The sequence below is a fragment of the Rubrivirga sp. S365 genome (assembly GCF_032248475.1).
GTDB classification, from domain to species: Bacteria; Bacteroidota; Rhodothermia; order Rhodothermales; family Rubricoccaceae; genus Rubrivirga; species Rubrivirga litoralis.
Window position 1 is genome coordinate 3,499,623 of sequence record NZ_JAVTTN010000001.1, and the last position, 16,873, is coordinate 3,516,495.

The 16,873-nt window shown below is 73.4% G+C and carries 13 protein-coding genes; 8 read left to right on the plus strand and 5 right to left on the minus strand.

Going from position 1 to position 16,873, the window contains the following annotated elements; genetic code table 11:
• Positions 1-232: 232 nt before the first annotated feature.
• Both RQM47_RS15340 and RQM47_RS15345 read right to left on the minus strand, forming a co-directional pair.
• The gene (locus tag RQM47_RS15340) at positions 233-1,270 is read right to left on the minus strand and encodes a 2-oxoacid:ferredoxin oxidoreductase subunit beta (protein ID WP_349256296.1); all 1,038 of its coding nucleotides are present in this window, start codon (positions 1,268-1,270) and stop codon (positions 233-235) included.
• Positions 1,271-1,798: 528 nt separating this feature from the next.
• Positions 1,799-3,697 carry a 2-oxoacid:acceptor oxidoreductase subunit alpha gene (locus tag RQM47_RS15345; protein WP_311662317.1) on the minus strand — a complete coding sequence of 633 codons (1,899 nt, stop codon included), beginning with the start codon at positions 3,695-3,697 and terminating at the stop codon, positions 1,799-1,801.
• 227 nt (positions 3,698-3,924) lie between these two features.
• Here RQM47_RS15345 and RQM47_RS15350 point away from each other — a divergent pair, with 227 nt between their 5' ends.
• From RQM47_RS15350 to RQM47_RS15360, 3 genes are read left to right on the plus strand one after another with little or no spacing between them, the layout of a single operon-like run.
• Entirely contained in the window at positions 3,925-4,704 is a 780-nt protein-coding gene (locus RQM47_RS15350; RefSeq protein WP_314009426.1) for a BtpA/SgcQ family protein, read from the plus strand.
• The gene (apaG, locus tag RQM47_RS15355) at positions 4,704-5,087 is read left to right on the plus strand and encodes a Co2+/Mg2+ efflux protein ApaG (protein WP_314009427.1); all 384 of its coding nucleotides are present in this window, start codon (positions 4,704-4,706) and stop codon (positions 5,085-5,087) included. Before RQM47_RS15350 ends, apaG begins: the two co-directional genes overlap by 1 nt.
• Positions 5,088-5,110: 23 nt before the next feature.
• Entirely contained in the window at positions 5,111-5,485 is a 375-nt protein-coding gene (locus RQM47_RS15360; protein ID WP_314009428.1) for a hypothetical protein, read from the plus strand.
• A 238-nt stretch (positions 5,486-5,723) separates the two neighbouring features.
• Here RQM47_RS15360 and lysA read toward each other — a convergent pair whose 3' ends face one another.
• On the minus strand, positions 5,724-6,965 hold the full coding sequence (gene lysA, locus RQM47_RS15365; RefSeq protein WP_314009429.1) for a diaminopimelate decarboxylase: 1,242 nt from the start codon (positions 6,963-6,965) through the stop codon (positions 5,724-5,726).
• A 61-nt stretch (positions 6,966-7,026) separates the two neighbouring features.
• Positions 7,027-7,290 carry a hypothetical protein gene (locus tag RQM47_RS15370; RefSeq protein WP_311662322.1) on the minus strand — a complete coding sequence of 88 codons (264 nt, stop codon included), beginning with the start codon at positions 7,288-7,290 and terminating at the stop codon, positions 7,027-7,029.
• A gap of 188 nt (positions 7,291-7,478) precedes the next feature.
• Between RQM47_RS15370 and thyA the strand changes: the two genes are divergently transcribed.
• From thyA to RQM47_RS15390, 4 genes are all read left to right on the plus strand, one after another.
• The gene (gene thyA / locus RQM47_RS15375) at positions 7,479-8,432 is read left to right on the plus strand and encodes a thymidylate synthase (protein ID WP_311662323.1); all 954 of its coding nucleotides are present in this window, start codon (positions 7,479-7,481) and stop codon (positions 8,430-8,432) included.
• Positions 8,433-8,552: 120 nt separating this feature from the next.
• The gene (locus RQM47_RS15380) at positions 8,553-9,107 is read left to right on the plus strand and encodes a dihydrofolate reductase (protein ID WP_311662324.1); all 555 of its coding nucleotides are present in this window, start codon (positions 8,553-8,555) and stop codon (positions 9,105-9,107) included.
• A gap of 165 nt (positions 9,108-9,272) precedes the next feature.
• The gene (locus RQM47_RS15385; protein ID WP_311662325.1) at positions 9,273-10,178 is read left to right on the plus strand and encodes an SDR family oxidoreductase; all 906 of its coding nucleotides are present in this window, start codon (positions 9,273-9,275) and stop codon (positions 10,176-10,178) included.
• A gap of 209 nt (positions 10,179-10,387) precedes the next feature.
• The gene (locus tag RQM47_RS15390; RefSeq protein ID WP_311662326.1) at positions 10,388-11,560 is read left to right on the plus strand and encodes a dipeptidase; all 1,173 of its coding nucleotides are present in this window, start codon (positions 10,388-10,390) and stop codon (positions 11,558-11,560) included.
• Positions 11,561-11,699: 139 nt separating this feature from the next.
• Here the strand turns inward: RQM47_RS15390 and RQM47_RS15395 are convergent, their stop codons facing one another.
• Positions 11,700-13,031: an ectonucleotide pyrophosphatase/phosphodiesterase gene (locus RQM47_RS15395; RefSeq protein ID WP_311662327.1), complete on the minus strand. Its 1,332-nt coding sequence runs from the start codon at positions 13,029-13,031 to the stop codon at positions 11,700-11,702.
• Positions 13,032-13,202: 171 nt separating this feature from the next.
• On the opposite strand from RQM47_RS15395, the gene RQM47_RS15400 reads away from it, so the two are divergent.
• Positions 13,203-16,442 carry a carboxypeptidase regulatory-like domain-containing protein gene (locus RQM47_RS15400; protein WP_314009430.1) on the plus strand — a complete coding sequence of 1,080 codons (3,240 nt, stop codon included), beginning with the start codon at positions 13,203-13,205 and terminating at the stop codon, positions 16,440-16,442.
• The last annotated feature ends 431 nt before the right edge of the window (positions 16,443-16,873 follow it).

Consider the following 16,873-nt stretch of genomic DNA (forward strand, 5'->3'; position numbering starts at 1 on the left):
GGCGGGGTAGGCTGCTCCCCCAGCCGCCCCGCCCGGCCGCGGCGTCACGCCCCGAGCCGGTCCGCCTCGTTCGCCACCCGCCGCCGCCCCGCTCCACCGGAGCGGCCGGTGAAGTTGGGGCGGGGCGGCGCCTCCACCCCGCCCGCGCTCGGCCGGACCACGGGCAGGGCGACCGCACTCTGCCCCACCCCGCCCGAGCGGGGTGGCGCCGGCTGGCCCCGCGCCGCCTAGCCTACTCGATGGTCCACGTCTCGCCCGACGCCAGGAGCGCGGCGAGGTCGCCCGGCCCCTTCTCGGCCGTCACCGCCGCCACCTGCTCGTTGAGGAGCGCGTCGTACGTCGGCCGGTCCTCGCGGTAGAGGACGCCGAACGGGCGCGGCAGGTCGGGGTCCCAGAACATCTGGCTCGTGACGAGGAGCGCGAGCGCCTTGTCGGTCGAGTCGTAGACGACGCAGTCGTCGGCCGTCACCGCCCCGCCCAGGTCCGCCGACCGCAGGCGGAGGCCGTCGAGCACGATCCCCTTGTCGCCGTTCGCGTACGTCATCGGCTGACCGTCCTCGACGAAGACCGTCCTGAGCGGCTTCGAGTCGCGCTCGGTAAAGTCGAAGAAGGCGCCGTCGTTGAAGATGTTGCAGTTCTGGTAGACCTCGACGAACGACGTGCCGCGGTGGGCGTGGGCCGCCTTGAGGACCGTCTGCATGTGCTTCGGGTCGCGGTCGAGCGTCCGCGCGACGAACGTGCCGTCGGCGCCGAGCGCGAGGGCGGCCGGGTTGAACGGGTGGTCGAGCGACCCGTACGGGCTCGACTTCGTGACCTTGCCCACCTCGGACGTCGGCGAGTACTGGCCCTTGGTGAGCCCGTAGATCTGGTTGTTGAACAGGAGGACTTGCAGGTCCACGTTGCGGCGGAGCATGTGCGCCGTGTGGCCAGCCCCAATGGAGAGCGCGTCGCCGTCGCCGGTGACGACCCACACGTCGAGCTCGGGCCGCGTCGACTTGAGGCCGAGCGCGACGGCCGGCGCGCGGCCGTGGATGGAGTGGAAGCCGTACGTGTCCATGTAGTACGGGAAGCGCGACGAGCACCCGATGCCCGACAGGAACACGACGTCCTCCTTGCGCTCGGCCAGCTCGGGCAGCGCCCGCTGCACGGCGGCCAGCACGGCGTAGTCGCCGCAGCCGGGGCACCACCGGACGTCCGCCCCGCTCACGAAGTCCTTCCGCGACAGCACCGGGAGCCCGAGCGCCGCGCCGTCGCCCTCGGGATCGACCACGCGCGCCGCGGGCGGGGCGGCGGGCCGCGGCGCCCCGGGCGGTCGCGCCGGCTTCCGCACGGGCGGCCCCGCAGGTTTGGCGCCGCCCCGCCCCGCCCCTGGCGGGAGCGTCGGTTTGCGGTCCGCCGGTTTGCGGCCCGCCCCGCCCTCGGTCGTGGGCGGGGTGGCGTCGTCGGGGCCGGTCTCGGGGATCGCCGGGAGGTCCGGGCCGTCGCCGGCCGAGGGCGAAGCCGGCGCCTCGACGGGGTACTCTTTGCCGGCGGGCTCGGGCGTGTCGGGCCGGGCGCCTTTCTGTCCGCGCGGCTGGGGCGGCTCGCCACCGGGGCGGGGGTCGTCAGTCATGGGTAAAGGGTGATGAGTGACGGGTGATGGGCAACTGCGTAAAGCTTCGGGCGGGGCGGTACAGGGCGAGGCGGGCGCGCGGTCGGTCCACCGCCCCGCCCGTCCCTGCAAGCGCTGCGGGCGGGGTGACAAGCACTGCGGGCGGGGTGGAGAGCCTCTTGCTCATTACCCGTCGCCCGTTACTCGTTACACCTCACCCATCGCCCGGATCGCCGCCTCGATCTCGCGGGCCTGGAACGGCAGCCCCTGCACTTTGGCGAGGCTCTGGGCGTCCACCAGAAAACGGTCGCGGAGGACGCGGACGAGCTGGCCGTTGTTGAGCTCGGGCACCAGGACGTGCTGGTAGCGGCCGAACGCCTCCTCCAGCCCAGGCGAGAGCGGATTGAGCCACCGCAGGTGGACGTGCCCCACGCGGAGGCCGTCGGCGTTCGCGCTCGCGACGGCCTTTTTGATGGCGCCGTACGTCGAGCCCCAGCCGACCACGAGGACGTCGCCGGCGCCGTCGTCGGCCGGGTCGCCCTCGACCTCGACGGGCGGGAAGTCTCGGGCGATCCGGGCCACCTTCTCCGCCCGCGTCTCGGTCATCCGCTGGTGGTTTTCGGGGTCGTAGCTGACGCCGCCCGTGCGCGCGTCCTTTTCGAGCCCGCCGATCCGGTGCTCCAGGCCCGGCGTGCCCGGCGGCGCCCAGCCGCGCGCGAGCGTGGCCTCGTCGCGGACGTAGGGGAGGAACGCGCCGTCCTCGGCGCGGGCCGCCGTGTCGGGCTCGGCGAAGGCGACGTCGATGTCGGGGAGCGCGGCGGCGTCGGGGACGAGCCACGGCTCGGACCCGTTGCCCAGGTAGCCGTCCGAGAGCAGGACGACCGGCGTCATGTAGCGGAGGGCGATGCGGGCGGCGTGGAAGGCGGCGTAGAAGCACTCGCCCGGCGTCTTCGGCGCCAGGACCGGCGTCGGCGCGTCGCCGTTGCGGCCGTAGAGGGCCATGAGGAGGTCCGACTGCTCCGTCTTCGTCGGCATCCCGGTCGACGGCCCCGCCCGCTGCACGTCGACGACCACGAGCGGGAGCTCGACCATCGTGGCCAGCCCCATGAACTCGCTCTTGAGCTCCATGCCCGGCCCCGACGTCGCCGTCACGCCCAGCGCCCCTCCGAACGAGGCGCCGACCGCGCTGCCGACCGCCGCGATCTCGTCCTCGGCCTGGACCGTCCGCACGCCGAAGCTCTTGTACTTGGCGAGCGCGTGGAGCACGTCCGACGCCGGCGTGATGGGGTACGTCCCGTAGAACAGGTCGCGGCCCGACTTCACGGACGCCGCCACGAGCCCGAGCGCGAGCGCCTCGTTGCCTGTGATGGCCCGGTAGGTCCCGGGCGGGAGGTCGGCCGGCGCCACCTCGTAGCGCGCGACGAAGCTTTCCGAGACGTCGCCGTAGTGGTAGCCCTTGTCGAGCGCGCGGAGGTTGGCGTCGCGGATCGCGGGGACCTTCGAGAACTTGGACCGGATCCACGCCCGCGCCGGCTCGACGGGCCGCGTGTAGAGCCAGAGCGCGAGCCCGAGCGCGAACATGTTCTTGGCCCGGTCGATCTCCTGCTTGCTCAGCCCGGTGTCCGCGAGCGCCTCGTGCGTGAGCCGCGTGAGCTCGACGTCGTGGCGCTCGTAGCCGTCGAGCGTGCCGTCCTCCAGCGGGTTCTGGTCGTAGCCGGCCAGCCCCAGGTCGCGGTCGCCGAACGCGTTGGCGTTCACGAGCACCGCCCCGCCCGGCCGCACGCGCGGCAGGTTCACCTTGAGCGCCGCCGGGTTCATGGCGACCAGCAGGTCGACGGCGTCGCCCGGCGTGAGGACGGGCGTGGACCCGAAGTGGAGCTGGAAGCCGGAGACGCCGTAGAGCGTCCCGGCCGGCGCGCGGATCTCGGCCGGGAAGTCGGGGAGCGTGGCGAGGTCGTTGCGCGCGTGGGCCGTCGCGAGCGTGAACTGGGACCCCGTGAGCTGCATCCCGTCGCCCGAGTCGCCGGCGAACAGGACGACCACGTCGTCGCGGCTCTCGGTCGGGCGCGTGCCCTCGGGGGGCGGGGCGGAGTCGGTGTCGGTCATGGGTCCGGTACCGCGCCGCGCCGCCCGGAGATTCACGGCGCGGGCGGGGTGGGAGGGGGGAGGGCGCCCGTGGCGCCCGTTTCGCGCCCTTTTAACGGCGCCTTGGCGGCAACGTCTTCGGGCGGGGCGGGGCGATTCGCTGCGCCCGCCCCGCTCGGGGGGAACAGGGTGGGGGCGCCGTCGGGTACCACGGTCCCCGTCAGGGGTCCCCCGCGGGTCCCGGCCCCATGCCCCACCCTTTCTGCGACCTGTTCCCCCGGCCCAAGCCGGTTGTGGCGGTCCTCCACGTGGGGCCGTCGCCGGGCGTGCCGGGGTGCCGCGGCGTCAGCGCGGCGGTCGACCGCGCGGTCGCCGAGGCCCGGCTGCTCGTGGACCTGGGCGTCGACGGGCTCCTGGTCGAGAACGCCCACGACGCGCCGGCGCTGACGGGCGACGAGGTCGGCCCTGAGGTCGTCGCCTTCCTGACGCGCGTGGCCGCCGGCGTCCGCCGCCACGCCGGTCGTCTGCCGGTCGGCGTCCGCGTGCTCCACTCGTCGCGGGCCGCGCTGGCCGTCGCGCACGGGGCCGGCTGCCACTTCGTGCGCGTCGACGGGTGGGCCGAGGACCCGGGCGAGCCCGCCCGCTTCCACCGCTACCGCGCGCTCCTCCAGACGGACCTCCCCGCCCTCGCCGACGTCCGCCCGGACGGGCTCGACGACGTGGCCGCCGTCGTCGCCGCCGTCGAGGCCGGGCGGCCCGACGTGCTCCTCGTGCTCGGCCCCCGCGTCGGCGTGCCGCCCCGCCCGGGCGTCGTCGAGGCGGCCCGCGAGCACGCGGCGCTCCCCCTGTTCTTCGGGGGCGGGGTGGACGCCGACGCCTTCCCCGCCGTCGTCGACTTGGCCGACGGGTTCCTCGTGGGGAGCGGGCTCAAGGAGCGGGGCCGCTGGCAGGGGCCGGTGTGCGAGCCCCGCGTGCGCGCGCTCGTCGGCGCCGCCGAATACGCCCGAGGCCAGGAGGTCCGCCAGTAATGTTCTCCTACGACGCCACGACCGAGGCGGTCACCGTCTCCGTCCGCCCGGCCTACCTCGACGACCAGTCCGACGTGCTGGCGGGGCGGTTCGTGTTCGCCTACGTGGTCCGCATCGAGAACGGCGGCGCCGACGAGGTCCAACTCCTCCGCCGGCGGTGGGTGATCACCGACGGGCGCGGGCACGTCCAGGAGGTTGAGGGGGCGGGCGTGGTCGGGGTCCAGCCGACGATCGCGCCGGGCGGCGACCACGAGTACCAGTCGTTCTGCGTGCTCCCGACGTTCGGGGGCACCATGCACGGGTCGTACCTCATGCAGCGCGAGAACGGCGCCCGGTTCCACGCGCAGATCCCGCGGTTCCACCTGCGGGCGCTCGCCAACTAGGCGCCGCCCTGCCCGAAGGCCTCGTGGTCCAGCAAGACTTCGTTCTCCGCCAGGTCCAGCAGCTCGCGCAGGCGCTTGCGCAGGCGCTCTTCCACAAGCGGGCGGACCAGTCGGAGCAGGCTCAGGGGGCTCTCGCCGCCGGCCTGGAGAGCGCCTTGGGGCTGGAGCTGGAGGTGCTGTGCCGGCTCCCGCGCGAGGAGGTGCTCGCGCTGTGCCTGCCCGACGGCGCGCGCTCGGACGAAAGAGCCGTCGCGGTCGCGGACCTCCTCCGGGAGACGGACTCCGCGGCCGGGCAGCGGCGGGCGCTGTGGCTCTACGAGGCGGTGCTGGCGTCGGGCGGGGCGGTCCCGTTCGACGTCCACGAGCGGATTGAGGTCTTGCAGGCTCGGCTCCCGTAGCGGCCATCAGGGCGGGGCGGTCGTCGGGGGCGGGGTGGCGCGAGGTTGGACCGCCCCGCCCGCACCTCGGGCGGGGCGGGGGGAGCGGGGCGGCGCAGGTCTGGACCGCCCCGCCCGCGTCGACAACCACCCCTGTCCCCTCCTGGCTGCGCCGTCGCTTCGCGGTGGCCAGGAGGGGGACTCCCCGGCCGACCGCAGCGCCCACCCCGCCCACGCGCGACGGGGGCGGGGCGGCCCGTCACCCCGCCCCGCCGAGGACGTCGCGGGCCACGTCCTCGGGCGTCCGCCGCGGCCGCACGAGGTGGAGCGCTCCGTCGGGGCGGAGGACGACGGCGGCCGGCGGCGGGCGGAGGTTGTACGTCGACCCCATCGACGCCCCATAGGCGCCGGCGTCGAGGACCGCGAGCAGGTCGCCGCGGCGGATCTCGGGGACCTCGCGCCCGCGCGCGAACAGGTCGCCCGACTCGCACACGTTGCCGGCCACGTCGTACGGGCGGGGCGGCCCGCCCGGGTTCGAGAGGTTGACGAGCGCGTGGTACGCGTCGTAGAGCGCCGGCCGCAGGAGGTGGTTGAACCCCGAGTCGGTCCCCGCGAACACGCGCTCGCCCGTGTCCTTGAGCGTGTGCACGCGCGTGAGCAGCACGCCGGCCTCGGCGACGAGGTAGCGGCCGGGCTCGAACCACACGTCGACGTCGCCCCGCCCCGCCCGCGCCAGGCGGTCGAGGGCGGGGCGGGCGACGCGGTCGCGGAGGGCCGCCGGCTCGAAGCCGGCCTCGCCCGGCCGGTACGCCACGCCCATGCCGCCGCCGCCGTCGACGAACCGGAGGTCGGGAAAGTGCGGGACCACGCCGAGCAGCGCATCGACGGCCGGCCACAGCTCGGCGGCCGAGCGCACGCCGCTCCCCACGTGCTGGTGCACGCCGGCCACCCGGAGCCCGCGCCGCGCGGCGGCCTCGGCGACCGCCTCGGCCTGGCCCAGCGCCACGCCGAACTTGGACGCCGCCCCGCCCGTGACCACGTGCCGGTGGTGGCCGGCCCCGACGCCCGGGTTGAACCGGACGCACACCTCGGCGCCCGGGTGGCGGTCGCCGAACGTGGCCACGCGCTCGGCGTCGTCGAGGTTGAGGAGCACGCCGGCCTCGGCGGCGGCGTCGAGCTCGGCGTCGGTCGTGCTCGTGGTCGTGAACAGGACGCGGTCCGGCGCCACGCCGAGCGCCCGGAGCAGGGCCACCTCGCCCAGCGACACGGCGTCGAACCCGAACCCCTCGTCGGCGATCACGCGCAGGAGCGCGGGCGTCGGGTTGGCCTTGAGCGCGTAGAGCAGCCGTGTCGGGAGCCCGTCGAGCGCGTCCACGAGCGCCCGGCACCGCTCGCGCACCGTCGCCTCGACGTAGACGTAGGTCGGCGTCCCGAACCGCTCGGCGGCCTCGCGGAGGGCGTCGGCGTGGGGCGCGGGCTTGGGGGGCGGGGTGGCGTCCATGCGGGCAGACCCGGCGGGCGGGGCGGGAGAAGAGCCGCCCCGCCCCAGTGTACGCCGCCGGCTACCCCGCCTGGACGTGGATGAGCGTTCCGTCGTTGGCCGTCAGCAGGATCTCGCGGCCGTCGTCGCTCTGCCCGTACGACGCGATCGCGTCGGGGAACACCTCGGGCGGGGTCCCCATGTGGAACAGGGCGTCGGCGACGACGCCCCAGTCCTCGGGCGTCAGCGCGACGACGGCCTCGCCGCCTTCGGTGACGTAGGGGTAGTAGGCGAGGACCTTGTTGAGGTGGTTGATCGCCTGCTTGACGTGGAGGCCAGGATCCATGAGTATGCGGAATGACGAGCGATGAGCCGAAGGCCGGAGGCGCCAACGGCGAAGGGGGAATGGCCGGGCGGGGCGGAAAGGTCCCGGCCGTCGGGGCGGGGTGGACAACTCCTGAACAACTCGCCGCACTCCCGGTGGCGCCGTCGGGGCGGGGTGGCCATCTTCCCGTACCCCGTACCCCGTACCCGATGCCCGCCGCCCCGCCCGCCGCCGCCCCGCCCCCGTCGACCGACGCGACCACGACGGCCGCCGAGGAGGCGTACCTCGGCGTGGTCCGCCGCGTGCTGGAGCGGGGCGTGCGTAAGGCGAACCGGACGGGGACCGACACGCTCTCGCTCTTCGCCGAGCACTACAGCGTGGACCTGGCCGAGGGCTACCCGCTGCTCACGACGAAGAAGGTCTTTTTCGACTCCATGCTCCGCGAGGTCCTGTGGTACCTCTCCGGCGCCGAGCACGTCCGCGAGCTGCAGCGGCACACGAAGATCTGGGACGCCTGGGCCGACGACGCCGGCGACCTCCAGACGGCCTACGGCCGGTTCTGGCGCCGCTTCCCAGTCCCCGACGCGGGCGCTACCGTGGGCGGGGAGGTCTGGGCCGACGCCGAGCACCCGAACGTCCGCCGCGAGTCGGGCGGGGCGCTCGCGTTCGACCAGCTGGGCTACGTCGTCGACACGCTGCGCACGGACCCCATGAGCCGGCGGCTCGTGGTGAGCGCGTGGCACCCGGCGAACGCGGCCGTCAGCCGGCTCCCGCCGTGCCACTACACGTTCTGCTTCAACGTCGAGCCGGTCGAGGGCGGGGCGGACCGGCTCCACTGCCACCTCACGCAGCGGAGCGCGGACCTCGCGCTGGGCGTCCCGTTCAACCTCGCCTGCTACGCGCTGCTCACGCAGGCGCTGGCCCAGATCGTCGGCATGGCGCCGGGCCGCTTCGCCCACACGCTCGTCGACGCCCACGTCTACGTCGACCACGTCGAGGGCCTGGAGGAGCAGCTGTCGCGCACGCCCCGCCCCGCCCCGCGCCTTTCCATCGCCCGCCACGCCGACGGCTCCCCCAAGGGCCTGGACGACCTCGCCTTCGAGGACTTCTCGGTCGAGGGCTACCGCCCCGCCCCCGCCATCCGCTTCCCGGTCGCGGTGTAGGGCGCGCTGCGCGCAGGAAATACGGACAGGGACGGGCCGAGGGCGGAGCGGCCTGTGGCGCGAGCGGGGCGGGGCGGTCATCTTGCCCGTACCCCGTACCCCGTACCCCGTACCCCGCCCATGTCCGAACTCGTCGTCATCGCCGCCGTCGCCGAGGCGCCCGGCTCCCCGTCCGACCGGCTCATCGGCGACGGGATGGACCTGCCGTGGCACCTGCCGGCCGACCTCCGCCGGTTCAAGGCGCTCACCGTCGGCTCGCCGCTCGTGATGGGGCGGCGGACGTTCGAGAGCCTGCTGCACCAGTTTGGCCGCCCGCTCCCCGACCGCGAGAACGTGGTCCTCACGCGGCACCCGACCCAGGTCGACCACCCGGGCATCCACGTCTACGGCGGGCTCGACCTGGCGCTCGACGCCTTCGCCGACCGCGAGCGCGTGTTCGTCGGGGGCGGGGCGTCGGTCTACGGCGAGGTTCTGGGCGAGGGCGGCGGCCCGGTCCTCGCCGACCGCCTCGAGCTCACGCTCGTCGAGGGCGCCTTCGAGGGCGACACGTTTTTCCCGCCCTACCGGCACCTCCTGGAGGCCGAGGGCGGCCCGTTCCGGCTCGACGCCTCGGAGCGGCACGCGGCCGAGGGCGACCGCCCCGCGTTCCGGTTCGAGACCTACGTCCGCGCCTGACCACCCCGCCCGTGCAGCCCCGAGGGCGGGGCGGCTCAGGCCCGGACTCTGTGCGGAAGCGGGGGCGGGGCGGGCCGTGCGTTCCCTGAAGCGCGCGTGGGGGCCGAACCCGCCGCGCCGCCGCGCCGTCGGACGCGTCCCCTTCCACCCCGCCCCCTCACCCCCATGGCCGACACGCCGAACCAGTACGCGATCCAGGACCCGCTCACGCAGTACCCCCGCCCGCCCTTCCCCCGCCAGCCGCAGGAGGCGCCGGGGTCGATCGCGGACATGGACCCCCGCCCCGACCACGGCGAGGAGAGCTACCGCGGGTTCGGGCGCATGGAGGGCCGCAAGGCGCTCATCACCGGCGGCGACTCCGGCATCGGCCGGGCGGCGGCGATCGCCTACGCCCGCGAGGGCGCGGCCGTCGCCATCAACTACCTGTCGGAGGAGCAGGCGCCCGACGTCCGCTCGCTCGTGGACCTGATCGAGGGCGAGGGCGGCACGATCGTCACGCTCCCCGGCGACCTCACGGACGAGGCGTTCTGCAAAAAGCTGATCCACGACGCCCACGAGGCGCTGGGTGGGCTCGACGTGCTCGTCAACAACGCGGGCAAGCAGACGTCGCAGCCGTCGATCGCGGACATCACGACCGAGCAGTTCGACCGGACGTTCAAGACGAACGTCTACGCCATGTTCTGGCTGTCGAAGGAGGCCATCCCGCTGCTCCCGGCCGGCGCGTCGATCATCAACACGACCTCGATCCAGGGGTTCAAGCCGTCCGACAACCTGCTCGACTACGCCTCGACCAAGTGGGCCATCATCGGGTTCACGAAGTCGCTCGCCAAGCAGCTCGCCGAAAAGGGCATCCGCGTCAACGCGGTCGCGCCCGGCCCGTTCTGGACGCCGCTCCAGCCGTCGGGCGGCCAGCCGCAGGACAAGGTCGAGCAGTTCGGGTCCGAGGTCCCGCTCGGGCGCCCGGGACAGCCGGCCGAGATCGCGCCGACCTACGTGTTCCTCGCCACCCAGGAGGCCGGCTACATCACGGGCGAGGTGTTCGGCGTGACCGGCGGCAACCCGACGACCTAGAGCAAGGGGGTACGGGTACTCGGTACGAGGTACGGGCGCCCAGCTCAGAGTGAGCCATACCTCGTACCCCGTATCCACCCGAAGGATGATCTAGGCGCGCTTCGGGGCGGACGCTGAACGGGCGGGGTGGGCCGCCCCGCCCGATGCTCCCCGCCCACGGCTGAGGGCGGGGCGGTCGGCGTACACTGCCCGCCCGCTCCCCGTCGCCGATGCCGACCGCGTCGCCCCCCTGGCTCCGCGCCGCCGTGCTCCTGACCGCCGCCCTCGCCGGTGCTGCGTGCGCCGACGCGCCCCGCCCCGCCCCCTCCGCCCCGCCCGCGCGCCCGAGCGCGGCCATTCGGCTCCCCGACGCGGCCGTCCGCCGGCTCGTCGCCGAGGACCCGCTGTGGGCCGACGCCCTCCGCATCCACTACGACGCCGTCGTGGTCGACGGCCACGTCGACACGCCGTCGCTCATGGTCGACGAGGGGTACGCGTTCGGCGAGCGCCACGCGCCCGAGGCTGGGCGCGCGCACGTCGACCTGCCGCGGATGGTCGAGGGCGGGCTGGACGCCGCGTTCTTCGCGCTCTACGTCAGCCGCACCTTCGGCGAGGGGCCGGAGGCGACGGCGCGAGCGCTCCTCCAGGCCGACGAGATCGAGCGCCAGGTGGCGGCTCTCGACGGCGCCGAGGTCGCGCGCACGGCCGCCGACGTCCGCCGCCTCGCGCGGGCGGGGCGGACGGCCGTTCTGCTCGGGCTCGAAGGCGGCCACGCGCTCCAGGCGAGCCCCGAGGTGCTGCAGGCGCTAGTCGGGCGGGGCGTCCGCTACGTCACGCTCACGCACACGAACACGAACGCCTGGGCCGACGCCTCGACCGACTCGGCGCGGTGGGGCGGGCTGAACGAGACCGGGCGGGCGCTCGTCCGCGAGATGAACCGGCTGGGCGTGCTCGTCGACCTCTCGCACGTGAGCGACGAGGCGTTCTACGACGCCCTGGAGACCACGGAGGCGCCGGTCATTCTCAGCCACTCGTCCGCGCGGGCGCTCCACGACCACGTCCGCAACGTGACCGACGACATGCTCCGGGCCGTCGCGGACAACGGCGGCGTGGTCCTCGTCAACTTCTACCCGGAGTACGTGGGGAGCGGCCGCGTCACGACCGGCCACGTCCTCGACCACATCGAGCACATCGCCCGCGTGGCCGGCGTCGACCACGTCGGGCTGGGGAGCGACTTCGACGGCGTCCCGACGCTGCCCGAGGGGTTGGAGGACGTGACGCGGCTGCCCTGGGTCACGTACGGCCTCCTCCGGCGCGGCTTCTCCGAGGCCGACGTCCGCAAGATCCTGGGCGAGAACGCGCTCCGCGTGCTGGAGGCGGCGGAGCGGGTGGCCGAGCAGTAGGACGCCCCGCCTTTGTACCGGTTCTGAAGGGTTGTGCGCCACCCCGCCCTCACTCTGTCCCTCTCCCAGAAGGAGAGGGGACCTCGTAGTGACACTGAGAGCGGGGTGGACGACGTCGCAACAGCTCAGCGATCGGGTCCTACCGCTCGGCCGGCGCCCGCAGCACGCGGTCGGCCACGGCCGGGTCGCCGCTGTTGGGGGCGGGGCGGATCCCGAGCGCCTCGGCCAGCACGTCGTACACGTCGACGGCCGAGAACGGCGCCACCGTCACGCCGCGGGCGAAGCTCGGGCCGCGCGCGACGAACAGGGCGCCCATGTCGGCCAGCTCGTTGTCGTAGCCGTGGCCGCCGCCGGACGGGCGGTCCGGGTACCGCTCGACGTACTCCCGCGACGAAACCGTCCACCCCTCGTCGGGGACGATGACGACGGGCGGGATACGGCGGCTCGCGCGGTAACGGAACCGCTCCGGCGTCGCCTCGCGGCGGGTCGCGCGGACGTGGGGGACGGCGTCGATCCGGGCCACGAGCTCGTCCACGTCGACGCCGGCCGCGGGCCAGACGCCGGCGGTCTGGCCCCAGACGGCCTCCTCGACCTCGGTCTCCAGGTCCGCGACGTCGTCCAGGACCACGACGCGGTCGGGCGCCAGCGCCGTCATGCCGTGGTCGCTGACGATCACGAGGTCGGTCTGGTCGAGCGCGCCGCGCGCCTCCAGGCCGGCGACGAGGCGCGCGAGCGCGGCGTCGACCTCCTCGATGGCCGCCGCCGTCTCGGGCGCGTCCGGCCCGAAGCGGTGGCCCGCCGTGTCGACGCCCTCGAAGTAGAGTGTCACAAAGCGGTCGCGGCGCGGAGCGGGGCGGCCCGTCCACACGAGCGCCGAGTCCACGCGCGCCGCGTACGGCAGGTCGCCGTCGTAGACCAGCCAGTCGCTCGGGCGGACGCCCCCGATCGCGGCCTCCGACCCGGGCCAGAACACGGTCCCGGCGCGCACGCCCTGGCGCTCGGCCGTCACCCAGATGGGTTCGCCGCCCCACCACCGGACGTCGGCGATGGCCGCCCGGTCCGAGAGCGAGAACCGCCCCGCCCCGCCCGCCGAATCGGGCACGGCCGCGTCGTGCATCGTGTTGTTCACGATCCCGTGGTCCTCGGGGTGCAGGCCCGTCACGAGCGAGTAGTGGTTGGGGAACGTCTTCGAGGGGTAGACCGGGACGAGGCGCTCGGCGCGGACGCCCTCGGCTACCAACCGCCGGAGCGTGGGCGCGGCGACGTCGCCGCGGTCGAGGTAGTCCCAGCGGAACCCGTCGATGGAGACGAGCACGAGGGCGTGCTCGGCGGACGGAACGGCTTCCACCCCGCCCCGCTCGGGCGGGGCGGCGTCGGGGGCGGGGCGGGTCGGCGCGCACGCGGCGAGGGCGGCGGCGAGGAGGACGGCGAACCCAAGTCGGGTCGGTAAGGCCGGGGCGGGGTGGCGCATGGGGAGCGGGAAGGGCGGGCGGGGCAGGAAGGGCAAAAATATGCGGACGCCCGCGCAGGACGCGGCGGGGCGCATCCTTCGCATTAAGCGAGTGTGTCTGCATCGGGGTTTTACCCAACTCCACGGACCCCGCTCCTAGCTTCGCGGCGGCCTCCTCACCCACCTCCTTCCATGCGCAACCTGCTACTCGCTCTCCTCGTGCTGGCCCCGGCCGCCGCGATGGCCCAGGGCACCACGACGTCGACCCTGACGGGCACCGTCACCGACGTCGCTGGCGTCCCGATCCCAGGCGCCAACGTCGTCGCCGTCCACGAGCCCTCGGGCACCCCGTACGGCGCGGCGACGCAGGCCGACGGCCGGTACAGCATCCGCGGCCTCCGCGTCGGCGGGCCGTACACGGTCACGGCCCGGTTCGTCGGCTACGGGGCGACCTCGGTCACGGGCCTCCAGCTCACGCTGGGCCAGACTGAGACGGTCGACTTCGAGCTCGCCGAGGACACGGCCCAGTTGGGGGAGGTCTCGGTCATCGCCATCGACGACCCGATTCTCAGCGGGAGCCGGACCGGCGCCCGGACGACGGTCGACGAGGAGCAGATCGAACGGCTCCCGACCATCAACCGCTCGCTCGCCGACTTTGCCCGCCTCACGCCGCAGGCGGCGACGGGCACCGACGACCAGGTCTCGGTGGCGGGGCGGAACAACCGTTACAACAACATCCAGGTCGACGGGGCCACGCTGAACGACGTGTTCGGGCTCTCGGGCACAGGCGCCCCGGGCGGTCAGGCCAACGCGCAGCCGATCTCGCTCGACGCTGTCGAGACGTTCAACGTTGACATCGCGCCGTTCGACGTCCGGTACAACGGGTTCACGGGCGCCCAGATCAACGCGGTCACGAAGAGCGGGACGAACAACTTCTCCGGTTCGGTCCGCTACCTCGGCCGCAACGAGGCGCTCGTCGGCAGCCTTCCGAGCACCGACGCCATCGGGGAGACCGACGAGTTCGGCGACTTCAGCAACCAGTTCTTCGTCGGGACGCTCGGCGGCCCGATCATCCAGGACAAGCTGTTCTTCTTCGCCAACGCCGAGGTCCAGACGATCACGACCCCGCTCGATGCAGGCGTCCTCGGGTCGTCCTCGTCGAACATCTTCCCGATCGCGGCCGACTCGCTCCAGCGGATCATCGACATCGCCCAGAACCAGTACGGCTACGACCCGGGCACCTTCGACGCCTTCTCGGCCGACACCGACAACCTCAAGCTGCTCGGCAAGCTCGACTGGAACGTGAGCGACGCCAACCGGGCCAGCTTCCGCGTCAACTACGTCGACGCGACCGACGAGGCCGGCGTCGGCCGGGGCCGGCGGAGCTTCGACCTCTCGAACCGCCAGTACAACTTCGCCTCGAAGACGCTCTCCAGCGTCGCCGAGCTCCGCTCGAACTTCGGGGCCGACGCGTACAACGAGGCCCGCCTCGTCTACACCCGCATCCGCGACAGCCGCGACGTCCAGTCCAACCCGTTCCCCCAGGTCGAGATCGACGTGACGTCGCCGTCGGGCGACCCGGACCAGCCCGACCGCGGGACCGTCAACCTCGGGATCGACCGTTTTAGTCAGGCCAACGCGCTCGACCAGGACATCCTGGAGTTCACCGACAACCTCACGCTTACGCGCGGCGCCCACACGGTCACGCTGGGGACGAGCAACCAGTACTACCGCTTCTCGAACCTGTTTATTCAGGATTACTACGGGGCGTACGAGTTCGACTCGATCAACGACTTCGCCGCGGGCGACCCGGCCCGGTTCAACCTCAGCTACTCGCTCCTCGACGACGAGCAGCCGCGGGCCGCGTTCTCGGCGCTCCAGTTCGGGCTCTACGCCCAGGACGAGTACCAGGTCTCGCCGACGCTCGCGCTCACAGGCGGGCTCCGCGTCGATCTCCCTGTCTTCCTCGACACGCCGCTCGACAACCCCGCCTCGGTCGACGCCTTTGGGCTGAGCACGACGGACGTCCCGAACGGGCAGGTCCTGTTCTCGCCGCGCGTCGGGTTCAACTACGCCGTCGACGAGACGCGGTCGACGCAAGTCCGCGGCGGGACCGGCATCTTCTCCGGCCGCGCGCCCTTCGTGTGGGTCTCGAACGTCTACTCGAACACGGGCGTCGACTTTGCGCGCGTCGACACCCGGGACGCCGGCTTTTTCGTGCCCTCGGCGGACCCCTCGGCGCAGCAGGGCGCGGCGCAGAACCTGCCGATTGGCGACACGTCGGAGATCAACCTGCTCGCCGACGGCTTCAAGTTCCCCCAGGTGTGGCGCTCGAACCTCGCGTTCGACCAGCGGCTCCCAGGCGATGTGGTCGCGACGCTCGAAGGGCTCTACACCAAGAACATCAACGATGTCGCGTTCAGGAACCTCAACCTGGAACAGACGGGGACGGCTTTCGACGGCCGCCCGGTCTTCGGCACCGCTGAGTTCGACGGCTTCACGCCTGGCCGCCCCATCCGCGGCCGGACAAGCCTCGTGGACGATCGGTTCACGAACGTGATCCTGCTCGAAAACACGTCGGAGGGGTACGAGTACTTCCTCACGGCCGCGCTGCGGAAGCGGTCTGAAGGCCTCGACGCCGGCCTCTCGTACACCTACGGCCGCGCGACGAACGTGAACAACGGGTCGTCCAGCCGGGCGATCTCGAACTTCCAGTACAACGAGAGCTTCAACCCGAACGCCCAGGAGGTTGGGACGGCGGACTTCGAGGTCCGCCACCGCGTGCTCGGCAACCTCGCCTACCGGGCGGCCTACGCCGACCGCTTCGCGACGACGATCGGGCTCGTCTACGACGGGCGCTCGGGCGAGCCGTTCTCGTGGATCTACGACGGGAACGCGAACGCCGACACCCGCGACGACAACGACCTCGCCTACATCCCGGCGTCGCCGAGCGACATCGTCCTGGTGACGAATAACTACGATGCCTTGGACGCGTTTATCGAAGGCGAGCCGTCGCTGGCCGACAACCGCGGGACGGTGGCCGAGCGGAACTCGGCGCGCTCCTCGTGGCGGAACATCCTCGACCTCCAGCTCACGCAGGAGATCGAGACCGTGCGTGGCCAGAAGGTGGAGTTGACGGCCAACCTGCTCAACGTGCTCAACCTGTTCAACAGCGAGTGGGGTCACGTGCTGTTCCCGGCGTTCAACAACTACCGATTCCTCGACTTCTTCGGCTACGTCGACCAAGACGACATCGGGACGGAGGTGAACGGCGTGACGATTACAGAAGCCGATCTGGGCAAGCCGGTCGTCGCGTTCAACGAGCTCGAAGATGAGAACGCGGACGGCGAGATCGACCGGGACGACCTGTTCTCGCGGTCGAACATCGCGAGCCGCTGGCAGCTCCAGCTCGGCGTCCGGTACACGTTCTAGACCGCCCCGCCCGAGGCGTACGCCTCGGCAGGTAGGACCGGCGCGGCCCCGTCAGCACGTCTGGCGGGGCCGCGCTACGTCCGGGCGGGGCGGTCAGGCTTGGGCGACCGCCGGTCGCCCCTACGGCGGCAGAGCGGGGCGGCGTGCCCGGCGCGGGGCGGGGCGAAACGACAGGCGCCCCCGCCCCGCCCGCGGCGCGGTGGGCGGTCTGCGAACGGCAGCGGGGCGGGGTGGGCGCACGCCCTTCCCCCACCCCGCCCCCTTTCCCTGGGCGGGGCGGCTAGTACCCGACCGCCGCGTCCTGACCGCGCGGGTCCGCCCCGCCCGTGTAGACGCGGCCGGCGCGGGCGGCGCGGATCGTGTCCAGGCCCGACGGGTCGACCGTCTCGTCGGCCCCGCCGTAGCGGACGCGGATGGCGTCGACGCGGCCC

What these genes read in the sequence shown, in the direction of transcription:
- RQM47_RS15370 (WP_311662322.1), bottom strand. Translation starts at nt 7,290, where the DNA reads ATGGATCCTGGCCTCCACGTCAAGCAGGCGATCAACCACCTCAACAAG.
- RQM47_RS15380 (WP_311662324.1), top strand. Translation starts at nt 8,553, where the DNA reads ATGTCCGAACTCGTCGTCATCGCCGCCGTCGCCGAGGCGCCCGGCTCC.
- thyA (WP_311662323.1), top strand. Translation starts at nt 7,479, where the DNA reads ATGCCCGCCGCCCCGCCCGCCGCCGCCCCGCCCCCGTCGACCGACGCG.
- apaG (WP_314009427.1), top strand. Translation starts at nt 4,704, where the DNA reads ATGTTCTCCTACGACGCCACGACCGAGGCGGTCACCGTCTCCGTCCGC.
- RQM47_RS15385 (WP_311662325.1), top strand. Translation starts at nt 9,273, where the DNA reads ATGGCCGACACGCCGAACCAGTACGCGATCCAGGACCCGCTCACGCAG.
- RQM47_RS15395 (WP_311662327.1), bottom strand. Translation starts at nt 13,031, where the DNA reads ATGCGCCACCCCGCCCCGGCCTTACCGACCCGACTTGGGTTCGCCGTC.
- RQM47_RS15345 (WP_311662317.1), bottom strand. Translation starts at nt 3,697, where the DNA reads ATGACCGACACCGACTCCGCCCCGCCCCCCGAGGGCACGCGCCCGACC.
- lysA (WP_314009429.1), bottom strand. Translation starts at nt 6,965, where the DNA reads ATGGACGCCACCCCGCCCCCCAAGCCCGCGCCCCACGCCGACGCCCTC.
- RQM47_RS15350 (WP_314009426.1), top strand. Translation starts at nt 3,925, where the DNA reads ATGCCCCACCCTTTCTGCGACCTGTTCCCCCGGCCCAAGCCGGTTGTG.
- RQM47_RS15390 (WP_311662326.1), top strand. Translation starts at nt 10,388, where the DNA reads ATGCCGACCGCGTCGCCCCCCTGGCTCCGCGCCGCCGTGCTCCTGACC.
- RQM47_RS15400 (WP_314009430.1), top strand. Translation starts at nt 13,203, where the DNA reads ATGCGCAACCTGCTACTCGCTCTCCTCGTGCTGGCCCCGGCCGCCGCG.